The following is a 24,651-nucleotide window of genomic DNA, read 5'->3' as shown; positions in this document are numbered from 1 at the left end:
GTTGATTGTATTAATTAATGGCTAATACGTTGCAGTACATCCCGCATAATATCGAGGCGTGCATTAATATCTTGCGGGGTGTTAATTGTTTCTACAGCGCTAAGTCTGGGTAGTAAGCCGCTATTATTCGCAACTTGAATCGCAAGCCCCGGCCTTGCGTTTAATTCTAAAAGCAGGGGGCCTTTTACTTTATCTAAAACAATATCAACGCCCAAATAGCCAAGCCCCGTCATATCGTAGCAGGCGCAGGCTAGGTGCAACATATCTTGCCATTGCGGAACGACTAAGTCGATTAAGGGCTGCTGGGTATCTGGGTGAATTGTTACCGGTTTACCGTGTTGTACAGCATTGACTGCGCGTCCACTAAGTATGTCAATACCAACGCCTACGGCACCTTGATGCAGGTTGGCTTTGCCTTTGGATTCGTTACACGATAAGCGCATCATGGCCATTACGGGGAAGCCGCGAAAAATAATAATGCGCAAATCAGGTACACCCTGGTGAGTAAATGCCTGAAAAATAGGGTCGACTTGTATTAATTCTTCAACAATGGCGACATCGTTCTTGCCGCCAAGGGAAAATATGCCGGCTAAAATATTAGATAAATGGCGTTCTATTTCTGGGTTGCTTAAGGCTTTGCCGTTAGTGCGCTGCCAGCTACCATCGTCGCCGCGCAATACAACCAGAATGCCTTTTCCACCGGAGCCTTGTGCAGGCTTAATGCAAAAGCCTTGAGCGCCCTCGATCGTTTTAAATATATGCGTAATGTCGTGTTGCTCGCTAACTACGCTCAGTAATTCGGGCACGTTAACGTTGTGTGCAATGGCGAGCTTTTTAGTTTTTAGTTTGTCGTCGACTAAGGGGTACAGCGAACGCTTATTGTGCCGGCTAATAAAGCGAATGTTTCGGCAGTTCATGCCCATAATCCCTTTTTGCTTTAGGGATTTATAGGTGCGGTAAAGCGGCAGTGGGTTAAACATTAGCCCCCCGTAAAACTGCGGAAGCGCTTAAGTTCTAATAAGCGATAGCCGGTATAACTACCACACAACAATACAAGGGCCATAAAAATAAACTGAAGGCCTAAAAAGTGAAAGGTTAAATGCTGAACCCAATCGTTGCTCATTATAAGGTAGCCCAAAATGGCGACAAATAGCGAACCGCCACCTTGGCGCAATACTTCTTTGGCGCCTTCTTCTTCCCATAAAATGGACATGCGCTCTATTGTCCAAGAAAGGATGATCATGGGGAACAGGGTAAGCTTTAAACCTTCAGATAAACCAAAGCGGAAAGATAATACAGAAAATAGCGCCATAATGAGTACGACAGAAATAATCACCAAAGCAATGCGGGCGACCAATAAAAGATTGTGCCGGGATAAGTACGAGCGGATTAGCAAGCCAACCCCTACAATCAGCAAAAAGCCGATAAGCCCAGTGACTAAACTGGTTTGCATAAAGGCCAGGGCGATTAATACAGGCATAAAGGTGCCGCTGGTTTTAAGGCCGATAAGTATGCGCATAAATACTACTAACAATACGCCCATTGGCACTAATAATATGCCTTTGAATAGCGATTGCTCACTTAGCGGTAGGCTGTGGATAGAGGTATTTAATAACCCAGCTTGGTTCTCTGGCTCTTGTAGGCGGGCAATAATCGGCACTTGTTTTTTGAGCATAGAAAAGCCAATGGTTGCACCGTGGCCACCAATAAGCTCAATAACGGCGTCGTCGTTTTGCTCCCAAATAAGCCATTCTATTTGCTCGGGATTGTATTTTCCGGTTGGGTCGAAGTAGGCAATATCGTTGCCATCAAAAACTTGAATCCATGTGCGCAAGGGTTGTTTTCTGCCGCCATCTTTTAAAACTAATACGTCGATTTCGCGGGCGGGCACATCAGCTAGCATTAGTAGTTCTACAATGCGGTCGCTAGCCGTTGATTTTTGCAGCAGCAGCTGCGCTTGTTCGTTGGGTGTTTTAAAGGTTTTTATTAGCTCGCGCGCAAGCGAAAAATTATCAATAGAGGTTTGGTGTGCCGCGGTGAGTATCGCAGTCGCGGTAGTGGCAACAGAGCCTAAAAATCGGGTTTTTTCTATTTCTGGCTTAACGGGGGCTTTAGCGTTTGGGTTATCGGCAACTTTAAGCTCGGTCAGGTAATACAGGGTTTGTTTGCCGCGGGCTTCACGTATGGACCACTCGGCGCGGCGGGTTTGCCCGTCTTCAACAAAGCGCAAGCCAAAACCGGGGCTGGCGGTGCGCTCTTTAACGCGAATGTATTTGGCGCGGTCGCTAGGTAGGGTAAAGGAGGCTTGAATAGGGCCAGCATCGGCTTCGAATTCAATGGTGGCCTCTACGGCCCATATGGTTTGTGTTGCACCGGGTAAAAAAGGAATGCCCGATACCCAGTGCCTAAAGCCAATTAATGCGCAACCAATAATCATTAGAAGCACGACGATATAGGGCAGCTGGGTATTGAGGCGTGCCATGTATTATTCCTTGGCTTTTTTTAAGCGTTTATGAACAAAAACCTGGCTTACATCCACTACAGCAACGTCTTGCATAAATGTGCGCCCCAGTAAAATGGGATACAGCATATTGCCGCGATCGGTTAAGGTAAATTCGGCGTCATCTTCATGGCTGCCAATGCGAACACGCAACTTAATGACGGGGCGTTTTTCTAGCCCCTCGGCAGAGGCTTGCTTGATTTTTACAGTGCGTACAACGGGCACTTCGAACGCCTTAGCTGCTTTACCATTAGTGAGGTTTACGGCTTTATTGCGTGTCTTTTTATGGCTAAAAAGGTTAAAGCGTACCCACTGTTTGCCGTCGCGCTCAAAATATTGAATATCGCTGGCGTGTATTGACGACGACTTGGCGCCAGTATCAATGCGCGCTTTTAAATAGCTTTGTAGCTTGGCAACCCAAACCCACTCTACACGCCCTAACGTCATTTTTTGTGGTGCAGGTACGTCGTTATTGCTTGCTTTGGTTTTTTTGCTTTTTACTGCGGGTTTGTCGGTTTTGGGGATGTTTTGCTGTGGTGTTTTTACGCGCTCTAGAAGCTCGGCCATTTGCATTTGGTTAACTTCGAGTAAATCATTAATACTTTCTTGCTGCTGCTGTAACTGTTCTATACCGGCATAATGGAAGTCCAGCATGGCTTGGTGCTGAGCTAATTGCATGGCTTGCCAGTCCAACTGTTCTTTGTGGTTGTCTTGGTGTTGCTGGTTGGCGCAACCAGCACTGATACAGAATAATGCGAGCAGCGCGGCTGCGTTCAGTTTACCGTTTAATAACATGTTGGCTCTCCTGCAAAAGCGGATGTGGGTGTCCCTTCTCCGTGTTTCTCTTCTCTATATTCTCTGTGAAACAGTCGCTTTGTTTGGGTTGTGTAGTCAGGTGGATTGAAGTCTACGAGTATATCGGATGTCATATCAATCCTGATGCGCGTATAAAGTGCATTTTTAGCGATACCCTACCCTATTGCTGTTTATCATGGTGCTATGGCAATTAGTAGGCGTTGTACAACCCAAGCAATAGCCCGACGAATGGGCCTTAGTTTACGGCGGTGCAGTAGAGAGTAAAGCGGTAATATTTTGGCCTGCAGGCCGGCGCTAAAAGCTTGAGTAGCGATAGGGTTGCGACGGTTTACTTGGGGCAGCTGTAGTTTATGGTTCATGCGAAGGAAATCCTAGGCAGCACACTGTGTTTGGGGGCTACCAGCGCACAATGCGCCCTTCGTCATATACCGCCCCAGAGCGCGCGCGATTTACCTGCACAAAAATATTGGTTTTGGGCATGCGCGAGGCAAAGCTAATGGCTTCTACTGCGGCGTTGATAATTTTTTCTACGCGATCGAGTGCGTAGAAATCTGGCAGCATTATTTCGGCAATAATAGGGTGGGAGTCTTGTGGTTGATATTGTGCTTTAACGCCGGCATAGGCGTAGTGCCCGCCGGGTAATAGCTGCCATGCAACAGAAACATGCTTCAGAGGGATTTCAGTACTGCGGGCAAAGTGCTCGCACACCTGCACTGGCCAAGCAGCGCTATCTTGGTTCTCAAAGGGCAGTGATGTAACTTTGATGATAGGCATAAATACGCTAGCTTGTTGAGGCTGGTCTAAAACCAGATAGTAAAAACCCGCCAAGTAGGCGGGTTTTTAATGTTGGCGCATCCGGAGGGATTCGAACCCCCGACCAAGTGGTTCGAAGCCACCTACTCTATCCAGCTGAGCTACGGATGCAGAAATCTGAGGCAGGATTCTACTGTGCTAATTGTAATTCGTCTACATGGCATCGCAGTTTAACTGCGAACGCGCGCGTAACCGTGGCCGGCATTGGTGATTAAACCTTTTAGCTCCATGGTCAGGAGCGTTGCCATGAGTTCTCCGGCTGGTACTTGTGTGCGTTCGGCAAGGGTATCAAACGGTACAGGGTCGAAGCCCAGCTGTTCGAGTATAAGTACTTCGCTAGCGCTTTCAGCACCCTCTAGCGCGAGCGATGCTTGCTGCGGCGCTTTCGCCACGCCCACTTCCGAGCGCTTAAACGCTAAAATGCCTTGCAGCTCTTCTGTGATGTCTTCCGCGCTTTCTACCAGTTTGGCGCCGTCTTTGATGAGTGCATGGCAGCCACGGCTAAGCGGGTTTTGAATGGAGCCTGGAATAGCAAATACCTCGCGGTTTTGCTGTAGCGCATAGCGCGCAGTAATGAGTGATCCACTTTTAATGGCGGCTTCTACTACTAATACCCCGCACGATAAGCCGCTAATAATACGGTTGCGCTGGGGGAAGTTGCTGGGCAGTGCGCGAGTGCCAAGCGGGAATTCACTAATAACAGCGCCGCCACTGGAGGCAATTTGCTCGGCTGTATGCACGTGGCGTGCGGGGTAAATGTGATCAATGCCTGTGCCCAGTACCGCGAGGGTTTTGCCACCGGCTTTTAAGGCGCCTTGGTGGGCGGCAATATCAACTCCTAACGCTAAACCACTGGTGATGGTAAAACCCGCAGCGGCCAGCCCTTGGCCAAAGTTTTGCGCATTGTTGCGCCCGCCTGCGGTGGGGCTACGGCTGCCGACGATAGCAATTTGTGGCAGGTTGAGTAGGGTAGGGTCGCCCCACACGTACAATAATGGCGGCGCGCGCTTGGTTTCTTTGAGTAATAGCGGGTAATCGTCGCTGTCGATATCTACGATGTGAATATGCCGCTGTTCAAGCCAGTTTTGGTTGGCGCGAATTTGGCGAAGTGCGGGGTGATCTTCACCGCTACTTTGAATCTCGAGCAGCCAGTTTACGGCATCGCTGTGCAATATTTTGCGCAGGTCTTGCGCCGGTGCGGCGAAAGCGTTGGTTAGGTTTGGGTAGTGCTCCAGCAGCCGCCAATGGGCAGCTACGCCTGTGTGCGGTAATTGCTGTAGTAACATCCGTTGTTCTGTGGGGGTTAGGTGCATGCTTCCGTGTGCTCCATACAAAAACAGCGGCAAAAGCCGCTGTTTAAAGCTGCTATAACGCAGCTATGTTTTTAAATGTGGCTTAACTTAGGGGTTTTTAACCTTATCCTTAGTCGAAAGCGGACGCTCTGCTTCCAATACCAAACCCAAGCTTAATTTTTCGAAGGTGCGAAATACCATTAACAGGCCAGCGCGTTCGTCAGGTAGTTGCACCATATCGCCTTTAATGCGGTCGCGAATTTCGCCGCCACGCTTGTAAATTGCCATGACGTTACCAATTTTGATGCCTTCGCGCTGGCCGCGGTTAAGCACCACCACGCTCATTTTGCCCACTTGGTTTACGCCGCCTTCTACCGCAATAATTTCGCCATCAACATCAACGTCGGGTGCCGATGGGTAAAAAGTAGATTCAATCGTGCGCTCTTCGTCTTCTAGCAAGCGGTCGCCAATGCGAACTTCTTGGGTAGAGCGGGTAAGGGCTAAAGTCGCTACGCTTTCGTCGAGTGCGCGCATGCGGCCAGAGCCGATATCGGTAGCCTCAACGCCTAACACTTCACCGGTTTGTGGGTCTTTATAGATTTGACCTTTGCGGTAAATGCCGTAAGCGGCAATGCTGGCGTCGAAATCGCCACGGGCGTAAACGCGATCGCCTTCACCGGTAAGTAAGCGCTTGTTCTCGCCAGATACCACATAAGGTGCGGCTTCAAGCTGGCCATCGTCGACAACGCGGCTGCGCGACAAAAAGTTATTGATGCGGTCGAGCGGAATTGAAGCAATTGCTTCGCGCTCGTCAATAACACGCATTTGCGGCGATAATTTCACAACGCGATCAATCACGATGCGCGGTTTACCGTCGAGGTAAATGAGGCGAACAATATCACCAGGGTAAATTAGGTGGGGGTTTTCAATTTGGGGGTTAACGTGCCAAATCTCCGGCCACATCCAAGGTGTATTCAAGAAGGTATTGGAAATATCCCAAAGGGTATCGCCCTTGACTACCACGTGTTGGTCTGGGTAATCGGCGCGTAATTGGACTTCGTCAGCATTGACCTGAGTCGCTAGTACGATAGCGCCAAGTAATCCCAAGATGCGTTTTTTCATATTATTGTTCCCGTCAGTGTCGGCCCTTGGACGTTTTAACCGTTATAATAGTCTACTGCTTAGGGGTTGACAGCCTGGTGTTACAGGCCCACATTGCCCACAAACTATCCTGTGCGCGCTATGTTAACAGCGCGCTTTACCTTTTTACTAGAGGTTTGTCACAAAGGCCAATGGCACAGTTAGAGATACTTACATTCCCCGATCCGCGTCTGCGCACAATTGCAGCCCCTGTTCAAACCGTTGATGATCGTGTACGTCAAATTGTAGACGATATGTTCGAAACCATGTACGCCGCGCCGGGTGTTGGTTTGGCGGCAACGCAGGTAGATATCCACGAGCAAATTATTGTTATTGATGTTTCCGAAAAGCAAAATGAGCCCCTCGTTTTTATTAATCCTAGCATTGAAGTGCTCGATGGTGAAAAAGAAAACTACGATGAAGGCTGTTTAAGTGTGCCCGGTTTCTACGAAAGTGTCGAGAGGCCGCTCCACGTGCGGGTTACAGCGCTGGATAAAACCGGTAAAGAATTCACTTTAACCCCCGATGGGCTGCTTGGCGTGTGCATTCAACACGAGATGGATCACCTCAACGGTAAGCTTTTTGTGGATTACCTTTCTAGCCTCAAGCGCAACCGCATTAAGGGTAAGCTGCAAAAGCAAGCTAAGCGCGCCTAATTTTACACAGAGGTTCCACTATTACTTTTCGAGACGACGTTATGTCTGCCGATAAACCGTTACGTATTATTTTTGCGGGTACGCCAGACTTTGCCGCCCTGCATTTACAACAATTATTAACCAGCCGCCACACCCTAGTGGCAGTGTATACCCAGCCCGACCGCCCAGCAGGGCGAGGCAAAAAGCTGCAAGCAAGCCCCGTAAAACAGGTGGCAACAGCGGCGGATATTCCTGTTTTTCAGCCGCAAAGCTTAAAGTCGGAAGAGCAACAGCAAATACTGGCTGACCACAATGCCGATGTCATGATTGTTGTGGCTTATGGTTTGCTGCTGCCGCAAGCGGTGCTTGATGCCCCGCGCTATGGCTGTTTGAACGTGCATGGCTCGATTTTACCTCGCTGGCGCGGCGCGGCACCTATTCAACGTGCCATTGAAGCCGGCGATGCCGAAACGGGTATTACGATTATGCAAATGGATATTGGCCTAGATACTGGCGATATGCTGCACAAAGTGTTTTGCCCCATTGCTGCAGACGAAACTGCCGGCAGTTTGCACGATAAATTAGCTGCGCTAGGCCCCAATGCATTGCTGGCAACGCTAGACCAGCTATGTGAGGGCAAGCTGCAGCCCGAAGTACAAGATAACGCGCTAGCCAATTATGCCCACAAGCTGAGTAAAGAAGAGGGCGCGATTGATTGGCAGCAAAGCACGGCGACTATTTTGCGCAAAATACGCGCCTATAACCCGTTCCCTGTGGCTTATACCTTACTGGCTGGCGAGCGCGTGCGCATTTTCTCGGCCGCCCAAAGTAGCAAAACCTCTAGCGCAAGTGCCGGGCAAATTATTAGCCATGCTGAACATAAATTACACATTGCCACTACCGATGGCGCTATTGCCGTAAGCTTGCTGCAAATGCCGGGTAAAAAGGCTATGCCAGCGCGTGATTTACTTAATGGCATGGCCGATAAACTGGCCGTTGGCTTGCAATTTGAAGGGGCGCCGGCCGCTTGAATATGCCCCCTAATAAGCCCATTGCAAAAAAGCCGATGGATACGCGCATAGCCGCTGCAAAAGTGTTGGCGGCTGTCTTGCGAAAGGGGCAATCGCTCACGGCTGCGTTGAATCAATATAGCCCAGAGGTTGTCGAGCGGGATCAAGGTTTACTGCAAGAGCTATGTTTTGGTGTGGCGCGTTACGCACCGCGGTACGAAATAGTCGCCCAGCACCTGTTAAGCACACCCATCAAGGCGAAAGAAGCCGAAATTACCGCGCTGTTGTATTTGGGCTTTTACCAGTTAGAACATACCCGCATACCGGACCACGCCGCGATTAACTCGGTGGTTGAGGCGACTAAAGCCCTCAAGAAAAATTGGGCTACGGGGTTACTCAACGGTGTGTTGCGGCGTTTTAATCGCGAACGGGTAGAGCCCGCCGAATCCGCGGCTCCTGCGCCTTACAGCAAGGAAGACCAGTACATCTACGCGCATCCACAGTGGTTAATTAATATGCTGCGCAAGGCCTGGCCAGAAAGTTGGCCGGCTATTCTTACCGGCAATAATCAGCATCCACCGCTTACCTTGCGCATTAACCAGCAGCATATTAACCGTGCCGATTACGCCGCGCAGTTTGATCTACCACACCATTTGAATGCGCACAGCCAGCAGGCCCTGACGTTAACCAAAGCCGCGGATGTTACAAGCTTTCCCGGTTACAACGAAGGTTGGTTTGCGGTGCAGGACGAAGCCGCCCAGCTGTGTGCAAACCTATTAGATTTAGCGCCAGCGCAGCGCGTGCTAGATGCCTGCTGCGCGCCGGGCGGCAAAACCTGCCATATTCTTGAGCACCAGCCCGCACTAGCAGAGCTAGTAGCCCTTGATGTTGATGGCCAACGCATGGAGCGGGTAGGCCAAAATTTAGCCCGTTTGGGGTTGCATGCGACACTTAAGGTTGCCGATGCGGGCGATACCAGCGCATGGTGGGACGGCACACAATTCGACCGCATATTATTGGATGCACCGTGCTCGGCTACTGGTGTTATTCGCCGCCATCCCGACATCAAGTTACTGCGCCGAGCAGACGATATTGCTAAGCTGGCCGAATTACAGCAACAATTACTGGCCGCGCTATGGCCCACGCTGGCACCGGGTGGGCGTTTACTGTATGCCACTTGCTCGGTATTGCCGCGCGAGAACGAAAAAAGTGTGCAAAAGTTTTTAGCCGCAACCCCCGATGCGCAGCATATTTCTATTACGGATGTGGCTTGGGGTGCCGAACGGCCGGTAGGTCGCCAATTGTTTCCGCAAGAAAACGGGCACGATGGCTTCTACTATTGTATTTTAAGTAAATCAAACGCTGCATAAGCTACGAATGCGTCGACCACGCAGGTTAATTGCGTGACTAAACTGGGCAACAATAAACGCCATGAGCGATAACTCCCAATGAAGATTATCATTTTGGGTGCGGGGCAAGTTGGGGGCACGCTGGCTTCTAACCTTGCTAGCGAAGCCAACGACATTACCATTGTCGATAAAAACGAAAACTACCTGCGCGACTTGCGCGACCACCTCGATATAGGCGTTGTGGTTGGCCATGCCTCTCACCCTGAGGTATTGCAGCGGGCGGGGATTGAAGATGCCGACCTATTAATTGCCGTCACCAGTGATGACGAAATTAACATGGTCGCTTGCCAAATTGCCCATAGCCTTTTTCATACGCCCACCAAAATTGCCCGCGTGCGTTCGCAAGAATATGTTCAGTACCCCGGCTTATTTTGTAACGAGGCCATGCCGGTGGATGTCATTATTTCGCCGGAACAAATTGTATCGCAGCATATTATTCGCCTTGTCGAGCAGCCTGGCGCTTTGCAGGTATTGGATTTTGCTCAAGGTAAAGTGCAGTTAGTGGCGGTGCGGGCGTATTACGGAGGGCCGCTAGTGGGGCAAGAGTTACGCTTTTTACGTAAACACATGCCGAATGTAGATACCCGCGTGGCGGCCATTTACCGCCGTAACCGCGCGATTACTCCTACCGGCTCGACGGTGATAGAAGCCGATGACGAAGTCTTTTTTATTGCCGCACGCGCCGATATACGCGCAGTAATGAGCGAGCTACGAAGGCTAGACCGCCCCTACAAGCGCTTAGTAATTGCTGGCGGTGGTAATATTGGCTTTAGTTTGGCTAAAAACTTAGAGCAGCGCTATTCCATAAAAATTATTGAATACAATCACGAGCGTGCCAAATTCTTATCGGCCGAGCTCAACAAAACCATTGTGCTCGAAGGCAGCGCCTCTGATCGCAATTTATTGGTGGAAGAAAACATAGAGGACTGTGATGTTTTCTTGGCTGTCACCAATTCCGACGAAGCCAACATTATGTCTTCTATGCTGGCTAAACGTTTAGGTGCCGGCAAGGTGCTCACGCTTATTGCCAATGCGGCTTATGTGGATTTAGTACAAGGCGGCGAAATAGACATTGCCATTTCGCCACAGCAAGCCACCATCGGTAGTTTGCTTACGCATGTGCGCCGTGGCGATATTGTGAATGTCCACTCTTTACGGCGCGGCGCGGCCGAGGCTATCGAGGTTATCGCCCATGGCGATAATAAAAGCTCTAAAGTGGTGGGGCGTGCGGTAGAGGATATCGACCTGCCCGAAGGTGCAACCATTGGCGCCATTGTGCGCGAAACGCAAACCGACGACGGTAAAATGAAGCACGATGTCGTTATTGCCCATGACAATACCGTCATTGAGTCTGGCGACCACGTGATTGTATTTTTGGTGGATAAACGCTTTACCCCCGACATTGAACGCTTGTTCCAAGTAGGATTTACTTTCTTTTAACCCTGCAGTTTTTTCGTAAGGGGTTACACCGAATAAGGTAAAGGCGAATGCGCTTTTCGATTATTGCAAAAGTTTTAGGTGTATTGCTGATGTTATTCAGCCTTACGCTGGTGCCACCTACGCTGGTATCGCTGTGGTATCACGACAAAAGCCATCTAAGTTTTTTGATGGCTTTTTTCATTACTTTAATTACTGGCTTGGTATTATGGTTTCCTACTTTCAATATCAAACAAGAATTGCGTACCCGCGATGGCTTTTTAGTAACGGCTTTATTCTGGGCCGTGCTAGCGCTGTTTGGTGCGCTACCCTTTATTTTTTCTGCTGCATCTAGCCTTAGTATTACCGATGCCGTATTCGAGGCGTTATCGGGCTTAACAACCACCGGCGCCACGGTAATAGTAGGTTTAGATTATTTACCGCAATCTATTTTGTATTATCGGCAGCAATTACAGTGGTTAGGCGGCATTGGTATTATTGTTATTGCCGTAGCCATTTTGCCAATGCTTGGTATTGGTGGCATGCAGCTTTATCGTGCAGAAACACCAGGCCCAGTTAAAGATAACAAGCTAACCCCCCGCATTACCGAAACCGCCAAAGCGCTTTTTGTTATTTACCTTACGCTTACCGTAACTTGCGCACTAGCGTATTGGGCAGCGGGTATGAGTTTGTTCGATGCAATTGGCCACGCATATGCAACTGTGGCCATTGGTGGCTTTTCCACGCACGATGCCAGTATTGGTTTTTTTAATAGCGAAGCCATTTATATTATTGCTATTATTTTTATGATTTTATCGGGTATTAACTTTGCCCTGCACTTTACTGTGTGGCGGGACCGCTCCATTAAAAGTTATTGGCGCGACCCCGAATGCCGTTTTTACCTCACCATGATTTTGCTCGGCCTAAGTATTACCATTGGGTATTTGTATTACACCAATACTTATAATCTTTCGAGTAGCTTTTTGGTGGGTAGCTTTGAGTTGGTTTCTATCCTTACCACAACAGGCTTTGGCGTAGCAGACTTTACCGTGTGGCCGACATTCCTCCCCTACCTCATTTTTATGTTTGCCTTTATGGGCGGTTGCGCAAGCTCCGCCGGTGGCGGCATGAAGATGATCCGCATTATGCTTATTTTTAAGCAGGGCATTCGCGAAATTAATCGTTTAATACACCCTAACGCCATTATCCCTATTAAAGTGGGTAGCAAAACGGTGTCCGATCGCGTAGTGGAAGCCGTATGGGGATTCTTTGCGGTGTACGTAATTTGTTATGTCGCGATGATGCTTATTTTATTGGGCACCGGCCTAGACGTGACCACAGCTTTTACCGCCGTTGGCGCTTGCATTAATAATTTAGGCCCGGGCCTTGGTGATGTAGCAGCCAATTACAGTTCGGTAAATACGCCGGCTAAGTGGGTATTATGTTTTGCGATGTTGCTGGGGCGGCTTGAGGTATTTACCTTACTGGTTCTTTTCTCGCCGATGTTCTGGCGCCGCTAATAATGGTGCTTCTCTAAAGCGGCCCTAACAGTCAAGACCAATTTCACTAAGTGGAAGAATATCATCAAGCTTCAGGCTTTTCTTCGTGGTCACTCAAGGTGTCGACAAGATGGAGTCGGAGCACGTAGCCAATCATCTCCTGCACGGGATCGAATCCCAAGCAAATGTCGTGGTCTACGTGACTGAGCTTGATAATACTTCATCCTGATTAACCCATTTTCCAAACTTAACGGTTGGGCACCGCCGTTAAAAAGAGTCAATCATTATGGGAATGCGATAAATGTTTTTTCGTTTTTTCAAAGCTTCCACATCAATATCGCCAATTTACGAGCGATTGCCACTTTTGCTTTCGCGGGCCCCTTTCTTTCTTCTAGGGATTTCCCTCAAGGCTTAAGCGCGCAATCTCGCCCGAGTGTTAAAAGTACGTGTGCACCCTCGACAAGGTGCCACCGCAATAAAACATCACCTTAATTCCATGCGAGCGCAGCGCCCCTTGAATGGACGGCCGAATCATCTTGCTGGTTTTTAGTATCGTTTGCCTTGCTCCCAATATACTTCGTAGCTCCCGCTAAAGCTTTGGCATTTCGTCGATCCGTCTTTTTCATGCTGTTCATTAAATTCTTTGCCGCACTGCTCTCCCCATCACTCCATCACACTAAAAACGACCTCATCCATCTGACCAGCACCATCAATAACACTCACCTTATGCCTTCCATTTTCTAAACCTGATAATGTAAAGCTATCCCCCTCGCCTCGCCACTGGCCATCTAAAAACCAATGCAGCTTGCCATTAAACCCCGTAGTTGTGGCTGTAATTTCTGGCAGGCTTGTGCCGTTATAACTTGGCGTTAAAGTACTGTTAGGATTAATACCGTTAATTTTTAATTTTTGTAGTGCCAATGTTTGTTGGCACTGTCTTGCCCATGGGGGTAATACATTGGTGCGGCGCCATTTTTGCGGTAGCCATAGTTCTAGTGAGCTGGGCCATACAGCAAAGGTTTTTATGCTGTGTACTGGTTGCGCGCACTGGGCGTTGGTTTGTTCGCCGTTAGCATTTAATTGGGCTTTAATTAAATTGCCAGCCCAGTAGCTGTCTAGTGGGTCGGCTAGGGTGTTGGCGGGGGCTTGTTGGTTTATTAACCAAGCGCTTTTTTCGCGCATGCACCAGTTGGGGTCTTGTAATAATTTTAATGTACCTAAAGGCCAGCAAATAGTATTGCGGGTGACGTTTTTGGGTTTAGGGGGAAGGGTTAATTGCTGCGCAGGTAATAATGTGAGTACGCGGCGCAATAATGGTACGGCATTTTGGCGACCGTAATTATCGGTTAATGGCGTGCCATCTGGCCGGCCTACCCAAATGCCAAAGGTTAAATCTTTAGTGCTAGCCAGTACCCATGCGTCTCTAAAGCCATAACTGGTGCCGGTTTTAAAGGGTATTTCAAGGGTATTGGTTGCAATGGCTCGTCTTGTTTCAAAATGTGAAAGCGAAGCGCCCGCCATAATATTGGCCGTAATCCACGCCGCTTCGGGTGATAATATTCTGCGCGCTTGATTGGGGCTTTTATTATTTTTAGTACTGTGGGGTGATGGCGATGCCGCTAAATAGCTGATGGGCTGCGTTAAACCTGCACGGCCAAAAATGGCAAACGCTTGTGTTAAATCCTCTAGGCTAGTGCTTGCGCCGCCTAAAATTAGCGATAAATTTGCCGCTTGGTTATTAACGGTATGTAGCTTAATACCTGCGGAGCGTAAATGGGCATAAAATGCATTTGGCCCTAGCGCATCCAATACTTGCACCGCAGGCACATTTAATGAACGTTGTAAGGCAGCGCGCACCGATACAGGCCCGCTAAAACCTTGATTAAAATTTTGGGGTTTGTATTGGCCAAATTCGCTGGGTACATCTAATAACAGTGATTGTTCGTGAATTAAGCCTTGGTCCAAGGCTATGCCATATAAAAATGGCTTTAAAGTGGAGCCTGGCGAGCGAATTGCGCTAACCATATCGACATGCCCAAAACGAGCGTTATTATTAAAGTCGGCGCTACCCACATAAGCCTGCACCGTTAGATTCTGATTATTTAATACCAGTACAGCAGCCGATGTGCCCTCTGGAAAGGTGTGAATATACTGCTTTACAGTGCGCTCTAAATTGCGTTGCAGTTGTCGGTTAACGGTTGTTTTTATTGTTTGTTGTGTGGGGTATTGCTGAATTAAACGGCGCGCTAATAACGGGGCCATTTTGGGGTGTGAATTAAATTGCGCGATAACCGGTTCGGCAAAAGCCTCTTGAATAAGTTTATTGGGCCATACCTTAAATGCGGCTAACCGGTTTAATACTTTGTTGCGGGCTTTTTCGGCGCGCATTGGGTGGCGGTCTGGCCGCAGGCGCGATGGGGCTTGTGGCAATACGGCCAACATTGCGGCTTCGGCGTGGGTTAACTGCAACGCGGATTTACCAAAATAGGTAAAGCTGGCCGCTTGTACGCCTTCTAGGGTGCCGCCAAAAGGCGCGTAATTTAAATATAATTCTAGAATTTGGTTTTTATCGAATTGCCATTCTAATTGCAAAGCGCGGAACATTTGCCAGCACTTACCGAATAAACTGCGCGAATGCGGCTCCAGTATACGGGCGACTTGCATAGTAATGGTAGAACCACCAGACACCACATCGCCGGTCATTAACCATTGGCCCAAAGCGCGAATTAATGACAAAGGGTTTACCCCTGGGTGTTGGTAAAACCAGCGGTCTTCATAATTAATTAATGCTTGTAAATACAGTGGCGAAACCGCTTGTTGGGTTACCGGGTAGCGCCATACCCCGTTGCCATCGGCAAATACCCGCAAAGGCTCGCCGTGTTGGTCGGTAACCACACGGGCAAAATCGCTTTGGGTATTGGGCATAGGCAGCGGCAATAGCTGGTTGCATAACAAAAACACACCAAACGCTATTGGCCCTGCTGCTATAAAAGCCAGCAGGCACTTTGTTTTTTTAGTTAACGCGTTTAGTCGCATTTATACAATCGCTTTTTTATTTCGCTAATACGTCTACTTGCCCTTCGCTTTTACCCACTGCGCGTAACCACGGGCGGTACATGTCCTCGATTAATGTTGGCGGCACGGTATAGCGGCCTGGGGTAACAGCGCGTGCTAGGTAAAATATTTGGCTGACTTTACGCGATAGGTGAATAGCGGCCACGTAGCGATCGTCGCGGTATTCCTCGTGCACGATGCTTGAGCCCTCCAACCATTGCGCCACTGTTTTCCCTTGAACTTGGATGTCTTGCATTTTTACCGCAGAGGCTAGGTTTTGATTTTCTAGCTCGAAGCCCGCTGGCAGTAAATCCACCACTAGAGCATCGGGGATGCGCAGCTTAGCGGTGCTGATGTCTAAACGCACAAGGATTAAATCGCCGCTGGTAACCTGGTTAATGTTAATCGGCTCGCCTTGAAGATTGTAAAAAACGCGGGTTACGTTAATGCCATCGCTTACCGGTGCGGGTGCCTCCGTGGGGTAGCCGGAATATTGCAAGCTTACAAATAATGGCTGCGCGTTGGAGTTATCGATATTCAGCGTTGCGGGCACTTGTTCGCCCTGCCACATTTGGCTAAAACCTTGGCTAAGAGTTTGCGGTGCGGCGGTTTGGCCATTGGTGCTTAGCCCTAACTGCCATGCTGGCAGGGCGTTGGCCTCTAGGCTGTGACCTAAATTAAACAGTGCCCAACGGTCTTGGGTGGATAACCAACGCGAATCTAATAGTTGATCGCGCAATGGCATTAGGCCTTGCAGGGGGTTGTTAACCAACTTGCTTTGTAAGGCTAGAGTGCTTACCCACGCTAAGTCGCGCACTGGGGTGCCGTAGTCGCCGGCATAACCTTGTGGCCTCGGGCTATTGCTTAGCGCTGCTGCCCAGGCCTCTTTGGCGCGGCGCACATCGCCGGTTAGCTCTAGGGCTAAAGCCAGTTGGGCTAGGGGCAGCGGTGTTTTGGCTTGTTTGGCATAGCCATCGTATAGGGTGCGCAGCTCGCTTAAAGTAACTTGCTGTTTGCGCGCTAGCACCAATGCGGCGTAGGCGCGGTAAGCTAGGTGATAGTGATCTGGCCAGCTGCTATAGCGTTGCGATTCCGACCACAGCTTGCCCTGGGTGGTTACATAAGCGCGCAACCGCTGTAAGGCGCGGTTAAGTAAGGCATCGTCTACGGTGTAGCCTTGTTCTTTGGCGCTTAGCAGGGCGTGGGTAGCGTAGGCGGTTAGCCAATGCTCTTCGTTGGATTGGTTATTCCATAAGCCAAAGCTGCCATCGCCGCGCTCCATGCCGGCAATGCGACCCAAGGCGGCTTTAATAGCCGCCGGCCGTTGGGTGATTAAACTTTGTTGCCGCACAGAGCCACTATTGCCGATGTAACGCTCCAGCTCGGCTTGCGTGCTAACCAGTAATGGCCATAGCCGGCTAGTGGTTTGTTCTAAGCAGCCATAGGGGTATTGCATTAATTGGTTAAGGTGTTCGGCCAAGTTAAGTGGTGGCTGTGGCGATACCGTTACGCGCATTTGTTGTTGCGGTATTTCAAACGGGGGCTTGCTGTAGCGTGGGGCCGTAAAATGGCTATTGGCATTGATAACTTCGTCGGTTTGAATGGCAATGGCTGGGTAGGCTGGGCGCAGGCCAATGCTCCAACTTCGGTTAAGCTCTAGCGCGGGCTGGCCTGCGGTTTGATTGGCTGGGTCTTGTGTAATGGCAATGTTTACCTCGCCGCTACCACTGCTTTGCTTGGCCTGAATCGGTAATTGCAGGGTGTGTTTTTGCTGCGGTTGCAACGTAATGTTTGCAAGTACTTGCTTACTGCCTAGCTCTTTATTCGATTGCACCTTAATAGCAATTGTTTGCCGTATGTCGGTAAGGTTTTGCACATCGAAGGTGGCGTTGGCTTGGTCGTTAAGGGCCAAAAAGCGCGGCGTGCTTACCTCGGCAATTAAGGGCGCGGCGACTTTCATTTTGGCTTCTAGGTGGCCAAAGCGATTGTTGCTCCAAGCTACGGCCATTAAGCGAAGCTCGCCATTAAAGTAGGGTAAATCGAGGGTAATCTCTGCCCTGCCGTTGGCATCTAATTGGGTTTTTCCGGAATACAGTTGCACGACTTGTACGTCTGTTTGTGGGGCTTCGCCGCCGCGCGCGAGTTGGTCGTCGGCATCACCACCAAAGCGTTGGCGGGCGCGTACATCGCTTAGTTGTTCGATAAACGAGGCCCAGGTATCGCGCAGCTCGGTGCCGTAAGCGCGCGGTTCAAAAAACCATTCAAACGGCTTTGGCGTTTTAAAATCGCTAAGGCTGAGCACGCCGCTATCTACCGCGGATAAAGTCAGGTGTACGGGGCCATCATTGGTGTTTAGCGCTGTGTGGTTGGCTATTTGCACAATGGCGCTTACTTGGGTTGCAGGCAATGCTTTGGCCGGGGCTTGCAGGCTTAATTGCAGCTGTTGCGCGTGGCGGGCAAGTGGTAGGTGGATAAGCCCTAATGCACGCTTTGGCATTGCTTGGTTTTGGTTATTATTTTGGCCGGCGCGCAGCAGGTTTACGCTGGCGTAAATATCGTGCCGGTGCCAGTCGGGCGCAACCGGAATGGCAACCGCGTTAGCGCCAGCGCTTACCTGCACGGTTTTGTGCCACAGCAATTGGTTTGCCTCTACGGTGACTAGCGCGGTGCCAGCATAGGGTGCTTCAAAACTGAGGTTGGCTTGGCCGTTAGCGGGGTAAGCATTGGCATCCCAACTTAGCTCGATTTTATCGGGCCGGCCGGTTTCGCCTTTGGTGGGTTTATCCCAGCTCCAGCCGGCATAAAAGCGGTAACTGGCGAGTAAGTCTTGGTGTTTGTTGCGTACTTCCATGCGGTAGTGGCCGTATTCTACCGGTACCGCAATAGGGGTTCGCTCGTTAGCCGGTAGGTTTACCACGCGGTTAAAAACCGGTGTTGCTTGAGTATTTTGGTTGCTGTGCCAGCCGTTGTTCCACTCCCAGTAGTATTGCTGGTTTTCCCGTATTACCAGTACATCGACTTCTTGGGCTGCACTTTGCTGGCCATTTTTATCGACTTGAATTAATTCGACAATAGCCTGTGCATTAGGCGCTGCAACTTGGGTGGCCCAAGTGGGGCGAATGCCAATAAGTTGCTCCCTTGGCCACACATACTGCGTAATGGCGCGGCTAACGGGGCGGCCGCCGCTTTCAAAAAGGCTAACGCGGGTAACCAGTTTTAATGGCTGGGTGGCGCCTTGCCATTCTTTGGGTAATGTAAGGTTAGCGTGGCCATTGGCGTCCAGCGCTGCGGTGGCCAGTTCGGTGGTGCCATTAAAGCCGCGGTAGTCCTCGGCGCCAAAAACAAAGCCGTCCCATTGTTCAAACAACGTGCGGGCGGCACTGGTTTGTACACTGGTTTCTATGCGGTTGCCGGCGGCGGGCGCGCCGTACAGGTAATCGCCTTGAATGGCGATGGTAATGTCGCTTTGCTGGCTAAGGTGTTTACCCGCAGGGGATTGCAGCTGTAGCTTCATGCGTTCGGGCAAAAAGTCCTCTACGTTAAAGGCGTAGTTAAAAATATCGCCGTTACCTAATTTGGCCCGAAATTGCCATTCGCCACGCACAGCATCCTTGGGCAGTGGCAAGCTGTGGCTGTAAAACGCTTGGGCATCGCCTGCCCATTGCACGCTTTGGTATACGCGGCCATCGGGCATTACAAAGCTACCATTAATGGTTGGGTTACCCGCTAGGCGGGCGTCGTTGTCGCGCAATAAGCCGTTGATATGTACGGTTTCGCCGGGCCGGTATAAATTGCGTGGCGAATACAAAAATAGCTCCAGCGGTTTTTGCGCACGCGCAGGCAAGCGGTATTCGGATAAATCCATCGCAGGGGTTTGCAGTTTTAATACACTAAAGTGGTCGCCCTTTTGGGCAATGGCAAAGAGGGGGGCGTTATTGGTGTGGCGGTTAAGGCTGCCAAACGTTGCCAGCCCATCATCAGTGGTGGTGCCTTCGGCCAGTTGTTTAGCTTGCCGGTCAAATACGGTAATGGTTACGCCTGCCGCCGGCTTGGTGGTAATGGCGTGGTGGGTAAATGCCACCATTTGCTGCTCAAACTGGCGCACTTGTAAGCCAATATCGCCCAAGGTGAACCATGTGGTTTGATACTGGTAATCGTACTTGCCGGCTTCGCGCATAACGGCAAAATAAACGCCAGGTTCTTTTAATGGCTTAAGTTGTGTAAGGGGGATAACACTTTTTAGCCGTTTGTTTTTGGCAAAGTTTAAATCAAAGCGCGCGCTGTAGGCCAAGCTGCCATAGTCTTTAATGGATTGTAATTCGTATACGCCATTGCCCATTTCACGTGCTAAAAAGGCCCCTAATTGGCTTGGGCGAATTTTAAAAAAGTCGATATCGACGGCTTCAACATTCACAGCTTCTACGGTTAAACCTTCGGCCAAACTCGGCGATAACTGGGTGCCATAACTGGCAAATTTCACGCTTTGCTGTTTGTTGCGGGTGGTTAGGCTTTTGTTAAACGCCGCCTGTAACTGCCGGCCCGTAATGCTGGTAATGCCGGTATTAACGGCCACCTTGTAATGGGTATTAGGAGTAATAAAAGGGAAGTAAACGGTGGTGAAGGTATCACCCAAAATCCAATCGCCTGGCGGTGGATTTTTACCTGGCTGGGCAATAGTTAGCGCATTGCGCCATTGGCTGGTTGGGTCCAGCGGAGAAGAAAAGGTAATAGCTATTGCCGGGGCGTTATCAAAACTTAGCTCTGCAATGCTTAGCACTTTAAAAGGCGTAACAGCATAATTTTGCTGTAACTGAGCGCGTTGCTCGGCACTGAGTGTTGGGGTGGTGCTAGACCCATTGGGGGTTTTGGGCTGCTGGCCAGTGGCCGCGTCTTTGCAGGCCGCAAAGCTTAAACACAGCAGCGCTATGCCCAATACTTTAACAGGCCAAAGATTCAAAACACGCATAACGTCTTCCTATTCCAATAGGTTAAACAAAGCCATAAGGTTAACGCGAAAATTAAGTGGAAGGGTGATCAATTGTGGCGAATTAGGGCGAGGGCTGGGCCTATTAGTCGACGGGAAAACTGTCGTTAGGCGAGCGACAGGTGGTAGAATTTACTATTAGTTTTTTATCCAAGGAATGATAGTAATGCCTTTATCTATTAGCCGCTTGCCTATCCTTAGGGCAACAGTCGCGGCGCTACTGACCCCGATATTCTCTATAACTTGTCTCAATGCCCAGGCTGCAATCGTCGACCAAGCGGTAGTCGATAATGTCGCTTACCTGTTGTTTTCAGCCCCAAACAAAATCGAGCGCTTTGATCTTGCCACAGCCCAACCGCTTACCGCTGTAGCACTTACCAAAGAGCCAAGCGCAATGATTGTGGACGGTTCTACGGCTTATGTTGCCTATCAGCGCGAGCTACGAACGGTTGACCTTGCTACAGGGGAATCTACCTTTGTGCGCAATTTTAGTTACGCAATTAGTGACCTACACGTTATTGAAGGGGTGCTGTATGTACGTACTACTTCTGGCTATGACGGAGAGTATGTTGCGTTATCGCTGCCAGATTTCACTGTGATTGACCAAATCGCGCCCTCCTATGCCAGTGGCTCTTTTACTCCGGGGGATAAGGCTTTTTTCTATCGTGATTCCGGCCTTTCGCCTTCAGATATCAATAAGCAAACGCTATTAGAAGATGGCTCTTTTGGTGGCGTATTGGAAAGCCCCTATCATGGCGACTATCCCGCGGGGTCTAAAATCTGGGTAAGCCCGGACCAAAATCGCGTATTTGAGAATGCCGGTATTGCGTATTTCACCGAAGACCTCACCTATGCCGGCAGTTTAGGCGGTAGTTTTGAGGCCATGACGTTTGTTAATGGCAACCCCGTTGTTGCACGCGCGACACAGCTGCAATTGTATTCCAGCTATTTGCTGGATGCTGGCGAGCAAAGCTTGTCACGAATACCTAACTTCCTGGCCAGTTATGAACAAACCGTTTTTGCCTTTGCCTTTAGCGATAGCAGCTACGAGGTAGAAAGTGTGGATGTTTCTAGCTTTGAATTACCGGCCCCAGGCACCCCCCTAGATGGCGATAGCGTTGCATACGGCGCCGATTTTCTTTCTACAGACGGCAACGATGTGATCTATTCCACCGATGCCTCACTACTGACGATATTTCGGTGGTCCACGGTCGAGGGCAAGCACTTGGTCAGCTGGCCACTGAGTAACCCGCCCAGCAAGGTGTGGTATTCCAACAGTCATCAACGGCTTTATTTGGGCTACAGCAATGGCAAAATTACCTATTTTGATACCACGGTTGAAAACGCGGTCGAAACACATTTCACGACATTATCTTCGCCAGTACTGGGGTTAACCGACGTAGGGGATTACCTTTTTACGGCGGATAACTCGGGCGCGCGGGGTAGCTTTTTCACCTTTGATGCAGCTGGCACATTGGTGAGTAGCGTCGACTGGAAAAGCCAATCTGGTTATTACATCTGGAGCCAAGCGCTTGGCCGGCTGTTCCACTCAGATTTTAGTGATATAGGCTGGACAGAAATTGATGCTCAAACAGGCGTGATTCAAGATGACGGACTCACCTTTAGAGGCGGAGACTCCAATAGCGCCGTTTTGCGCATTGACCCTACCGGCGAGCTATTAATCAACGCTGCAGGGGACATTATCAGCGCCAACACACTCGCTGTTGTGAATTCTTTATCCAATAGCATTGCCGATGCCATTTGGGTGGGCGGCCAGCTCCTTACGCTCAATGCTACTGGCTCGTTACAAGTGTGGAGTGATGAATATGAATTACTCAACCAAACCCAATTAGGTGGCCTTTCGATTATCGCGATTAAAGCTGTGGCCGGCCAACTGCTTGCCATCGGTTACGAAAATGGCCGGTTGAGTTATCAGCTTATTGCGCTTGATGCCGATACGGATGATGACTCGATAACTGATTTAATCGACAACTGCCGCAACAGCGCCAATACCGACCAGCAGGATACTGATGCCGATGGTGCTGGCGATGCCTGTGATGAAGATGCCGACAATGATGGTTTGAGTAATGCGATAGAAATAGCCGCGGGGCTAGATCCCCTACTTGCTAGCGATGCCCAAGGCGATCTCGATAACGATGGTTATAGCAACCTTGCTGAAGCATTGTCAGGGTCCGATTTAAACAACCCGCAAGACACGCCCGCAGCCATTACCGAATACTTAGAAAACTTTAATGACGGTTGGCCTGCTGGCTTTTTTAGGCAAGGTGCAAGCTACCTTACGCCAAACGGTAAAGATCAATCGCAAGGGTTGCTTATCCCATCAACCGATGGCCAGCAGGTAGTGGCTTTCAGTGGTGTATTTACCGACGGCATATTAACCGGTGAGGTTTTCAGTCTTGCCACCTTTTTTAATGATGAAGATTTATCGATCTATGTGGATGGCGAAGAGGTTCGCACAATTTCTGCCGACTCAGACGGCTGGACAAGATTCAGAATTAATTTGGAAGCCGGCGAACACACTATTGGTTTTGGAGCTCAAAAAAGCCGTTTTAGTAACGGCCTTGGTTATGGCGTTATTTTAGATAACCTAGCCTTTGGTCGCGATAGCGACGACGATGACATTATCGATGCGCAGGATAACTGCCCGCTGCAATACAATTTTTGGCAGGACGATTCTGATGGTGATGGCCAAGGTGATGAATGCGACCCAAGCCCAAATAATGCAGCCCCAGCAGAGGATAGTGACGACGATGGCGTTCTAGATTACCGCGATAATTGCCCGCAAATGGCTAATAGTGACCAAGCCGATGTGGATAACGATAGTATTGGTGATGTGTGTGACGCTACCGATAATCGCCCAGTGGATTCCGATAAAGATGGTTATCTAGATTCGTTTGATAACTGTCCGCAAGTGAGCAACCCCTCCCAAGACGATATTGATTGGGATGGTATTGGTGATGCGTGTGACGTCACTGACAACCGTCCCATAGATAGCGATATTGATGATGTTTATGACATGTACGATAACTGCGTAAACACACCTAATTTCGATCAAGAAGATACCGATGGCGACAGCCAAGGGGATGCCTGCGATAACGACATTGATGGCGATGGCATCGATAACGATACAGAGAATAGCTTTGCATTTTTAAATGCGTACGATGCCAGCGATGCTCTTAAGGATGAAGATAACGACGGCGCTAGCAACTTGTATGAAATCAACCAAGGCAACTCGCCCTCAGAAGCGAATACATACGAAGCATTCAACTTAAGCCCTTATGCAGTAGTAAAAGAAGGTAAGTACGTTTTTAGCCGCGAAGATGGGCGTATAGTCATTGATCAAATTTTTATGCCAGACACCGATACTTATTTGAGGACTGCCGGTGCTTACGCAACTGAAGTGGCTATTACCGAGCAAGGGTTAGAGCTTGTCGCTTCCGGCGAAGATTTTATGAGTGCGCACTATAATGATGTGCTTTTGCCGCAATCAATGACCGAGGGGCAAGCCATTGAGTCTCTCAGCCAAAGAGATTACAACCCTCAATACGATGATTTTACTAACGGCCCTGTTATTAACCGCACCCGAACGCTCTACTTCACATCACGAGGCGAATTTGAACTAAACGGCCAAAAATACCCGAGTGTGACAATTGAGACTTATAACGAGGGAGGTTTTTTGGGGGATGAAACCTATGCTGAGGGCTTAGGCCTTGTGGGCTTTAACGGTTACGTGCTCACCCGCTTTATTCCTTTTAATGCAACCGAAAGTGGCGTTGACCAGCCCCCCCAAAAGAATGAGCAAGCCAGCGACGATTCCGGACAAGAAAGCAGTACAAAATCTGGTGGTAGCGCAGATTGGTTATTGTTCTTATTTTTGAGTAGCCTAGCCTGTATACGATTTAAGTATAAACGTTAACAGCAGCTTTTAGTTCAGGGCCGCCCTTACGCTAGCCCAAGGCTAAAACCGATCAATGCACTGAGATTGTCACCGTTTAGGGATGGCAGCTGCAGTGCATTTTTTTTGCTTTGGAGTAGGGCCTATTCGTTCACCAAGAATCCAAT

General features: G+C 49.5%; 15 protein-coding genes and 1 tRNA gene. 6 read left to right on the top strand and 10 right to left on the bottom strand.

Annotated elements, in window-relative coordinates:
- Positions 1-14: 14 nt before the first annotated feature.
- From MARGE09_RS20260 to MARGE09_RS20225, 8 genes are all read right to left on the bottom strand, one after another.
- A complete protein-coding gene (locus tag MARGE09_RS20260; protein WP_236984952.1) occupies positions 15-980 on the bottom strand; it encodes an alpha-L-glutamate ligase-like protein in 966 nt (321 codons plus the stop codon).
- Positions 980-2,482, bottom strand: a complete 1,503-nt coding sequence (locus MARGE09_RS20255) for an inactive transglutaminase family protein (RefSeq protein ID WP_236984951.1) — start codon at positions 2,480-2,482, stop codon at positions 980-982. The genes MARGE09_RS20260 and MARGE09_RS20255 overlap by 1 nt, the downstream gene beginning before the upstream one ends.
- Positions 2,483-2,485: 3 nt before the next feature.
- On the bottom strand, positions 2,486-3,295 hold the full coding sequence (locus MARGE09_RS20250) for an ATP-dependent zinc protease family protein (RefSeq protein WP_236984950.1): 810 nt from the start codon (positions 3,293-3,295) through the stop codon (positions 2,486-2,488).
- 194 nt (positions 3,296-3,489) lie between these two features.
- Positions 3,490-3,675 carry a hypothetical protein gene (locus MARGE09_RS20245; RefSeq protein ID WP_236984949.1) on the bottom strand — a complete coding sequence of 62 codons (186 nt, stop codon included), beginning with the start codon at positions 3,673-3,675 and terminating at the stop codon, positions 3,490-3,492.
- Positions 3,676-3,712: 37 nt separating this feature from the next.
- Entirely contained in the window at positions 3,713-4,090 is a 378-nt protein-coding gene (locus MARGE09_RS20240) for a hypothetical protein (RefSeq protein ID WP_236984948.1), read from the bottom strand.
- 73 nt (positions 4,091-4,163) lie between these two features.
- Positions 4,164-4,240, bottom strand: a tRNA-Arg gene (locus MARGE09_RS20235).
- Between the two features lie 59 nt (positions 4,241-4,299).
- A complete protein-coding gene (dprA, locus tag MARGE09_RS20230) occupies positions 4,300-5,442 on the bottom strand; it encodes a DNA-processing protein DprA (protein WP_236984947.1) in 1,143 nt (380 codons plus the stop codon).
- An 87-nt stretch (positions 5,443-5,529) separates the two neighbouring features.
- Entirely contained in the window at positions 5,530-6,543 is a 1,014-nt protein-coding gene (locus tag MARGE09_RS20225) for a LysM peptidoglycan-binding domain-containing protein (protein ID WP_236984946.1), read from the bottom strand.
- Positions 6,544-6,713: 170 nt separating this feature from the next.
- Here MARGE09_RS20225 and def point away from each other — a divergent pair, with 170 nt between their 5' ends.
- The 5 genes from def to MARGE09_RS20200 all read left to right on the top strand — a co-directional run bounded on the left by def (position 6,714) and on the right by MARGE09_RS20200 (position 12,551).
- Positions 6,714-7,217: a peptide deformylase gene (def, locus tag MARGE09_RS20220; protein WP_236984945.1), complete on the top strand. Its 504-nt coding sequence runs from the start codon at positions 6,714-6,716 to the stop codon at positions 7,215-7,217.
- A gap of 41 nt (positions 7,218-7,258) precedes the next feature.
- Positions 7,259-8,227 carry a methionyl-tRNA formyltransferase gene (fmt, locus tag MARGE09_RS20215; RefSeq protein WP_236984944.1) on the top strand — a complete coding sequence of 323 codons (969 nt, stop codon included), beginning with the start codon at positions 7,259-7,261 and terminating at the stop codon, positions 8,225-8,227.
- 2 nt (positions 8,228-8,229) lie between these two features.
- Complete coding sequence (gene rsmB / locus MARGE09_RS20210) at positions 8,230-9,576, top strand: 16S rRNA (cytosine(967)-C(5))-methyltransferase RsmB (protein WP_236987423.1); 1,347 nt, start codon at positions 8,230-8,232, stop codon at positions 9,574-9,576.
- A gap of 78 nt (positions 9,577-9,654) precedes the next feature.
- Positions 9,655-11,055, top strand: a complete 1,401-nt coding sequence (trkA, locus tag MARGE09_RS20205) for a Trk system potassium transporter TrkA (protein ID WP_236984943.1) — start codon at positions 9,655-9,657, stop codon at positions 11,053-11,055.
- Positions 11,056-11,102: 47 nt separating this feature from the next.
- Positions 11,103-12,551: a TrkH family potassium uptake protein gene (locus MARGE09_RS20200; protein ID WP_236984942.1), complete on the top strand. Its 1,449-nt coding sequence runs from the start codon at positions 11,103-11,105 to the stop codon at positions 12,549-12,551.
- A 642-nt stretch (positions 12,552-13,193) separates the two neighbouring features.
- On the opposite strand, the gene pbpC is transcribed toward MARGE09_RS20200, so the two are convergent.
- Positions 13,194-15,455 (bottom strand): penicillin-binding protein 1C, encoded by a 2,262-nt coding sequence (gene pbpC, locus MARGE09_RS20195; protein ID WP_236984941.1) that lies wholly within the window; start codon positions 15,453-15,455, stop codon positions 13,194-13,196.
- Between the two features lie 127 nt (positions 15,456-15,582).
- A complete protein-coding gene (locus MARGE09_RS20190) occupies positions 15,583-20,550 on the bottom strand; it encodes an alpha-2-macroglobulin family protein (protein ID WP_236984940.1) in 4,968 nt (1,655 codons plus the stop codon).
- A gap of 184 nt (positions 20,551-20,734) precedes the next feature.
- Between MARGE09_RS20190 and MARGE09_RS20185 the strand changes: the two genes are divergently transcribed.
- Positions 20,735-24,505: a thrombospondin type 3 repeat-containing protein gene (locus MARGE09_RS20185; RefSeq protein WP_236984939.1), complete on the top strand. Its 3,771-nt coding sequence runs from the start codon at positions 20,735-20,737 to the stop codon at positions 24,503-24,505.
- Positions 24,506-24,651: the final 146 nt, after the last annotated feature.

The organism is Marinagarivorans cellulosilyticus (genome assembly GCF_021655555.1).
Taxonomy (GTDB): domain Bacteria; phylum Pseudomonadota; class Gammaproteobacteria; order Pseudomonadales; family Cellvibrionaceae; genus Marinagarivorans; species Marinagarivorans cellulosilyticus.
The sequence above is the reverse complement of the archived record's forward strand: the minus strand, read 5'-3'. Positions and strand labels throughout refer to the sequence as shown.

Excerpts from the sequence above, each read along its gene's own strand:
- MARGE09_RS20260 (WP_236984952.1), bottom strand. The coding sequence starts at position 980 with ATGTTTAACCCACTGCCGCTTTACCGCACCTATAAATCCCTAAAGCAA.
- MARGE09_RS20255 (WP_236984951.1), bottom strand. The coding sequence starts at position 2,482 with ATGGCACGCCTCAATACCCAGCTGCCCTATATCGTCGTGCTTCTAATG.
- MARGE09_RS20250 (WP_236984950.1), bottom strand. The coding sequence starts at position 3,295 with ATGTTATTAAACGGTAAACTGAACGCAGCCGCGCTGCTCGCATTATTC.
- MARGE09_RS20245 (WP_236984949.1), bottom strand. The coding sequence starts at position 3,675 with ATGAACCATAAACTACAGCTGCCCCAAGTAAACCGTCGCAACCCTATC.
- MARGE09_RS20240 (WP_236984948.1), bottom strand. The coding sequence starts at position 4,090 with ATGCCTATCATCAAAGTTACATCACTGCCCTTTGAGAACCAAGATAGC.
- dprA (WP_236984947.1), bottom strand. The coding sequence starts at position 5,442 with ATGCACCTAACCCCCACAGAACAACGGATGTTACTACAGCAATTACCG.
- MARGE09_RS20225 (WP_236984946.1), bottom strand. The coding sequence starts at position 6,543 with ATGAAAAAACGCATCTTGGGATTACTTGGCGCTATCGTACTAGCGACT.
- def (WP_236984945.1), top strand. The coding sequence starts at position 6,714 with ATGGCACAGTTAGAGATACTTACATTCCCCGATCCGCGTCTGCGCACA.
- fmt (WP_236984944.1), top strand. The coding sequence starts at position 7,259 with ATGTCTGCCGATAAACCGTTACGTATTATTTTTGCGGGTACGCCAGAC.
- rsmB (WP_236987423.1), top strand. The coding sequence starts at position 8,230 with ATGCCCCCTAATAAGCCCATTGCAAAAAAGCCGATGGATACGCGCATA.
- trkA (WP_236984943.1), top strand. The coding sequence starts at position 9,655 with ATGAAGATTATCATTTTGGGTGCGGGGCAAGTTGGGGGCACGCTGGCT.
- MARGE09_RS20200 (WP_236984942.1), top strand. The coding sequence starts at position 11,103 with ATGCGCTTTTCGATTATTGCAAAAGTTTTAGGTGTATTGCTGATGTTA.
- pbpC (WP_236984941.1), bottom strand. The coding sequence starts at position 15,455 with ATGCCCAATACCCAAAGCGATTTTGCCCGTGTGGTTACCGACCAACAC.
- MARGE09_RS20190 (WP_236984940.1), bottom strand. The coding sequence starts at position 20,550 with ATGCGTGTTTTGAATCTTTGGCCTGTTAAAGTATTGGGCATAGCGCTG.
- MARGE09_RS20185 (WP_236984939.1), top strand. The coding sequence starts at position 20,735 with ATGCCTTTATCTATTAGCCGCTTGCCTATCCTTAGGGCAACAGTCGCG.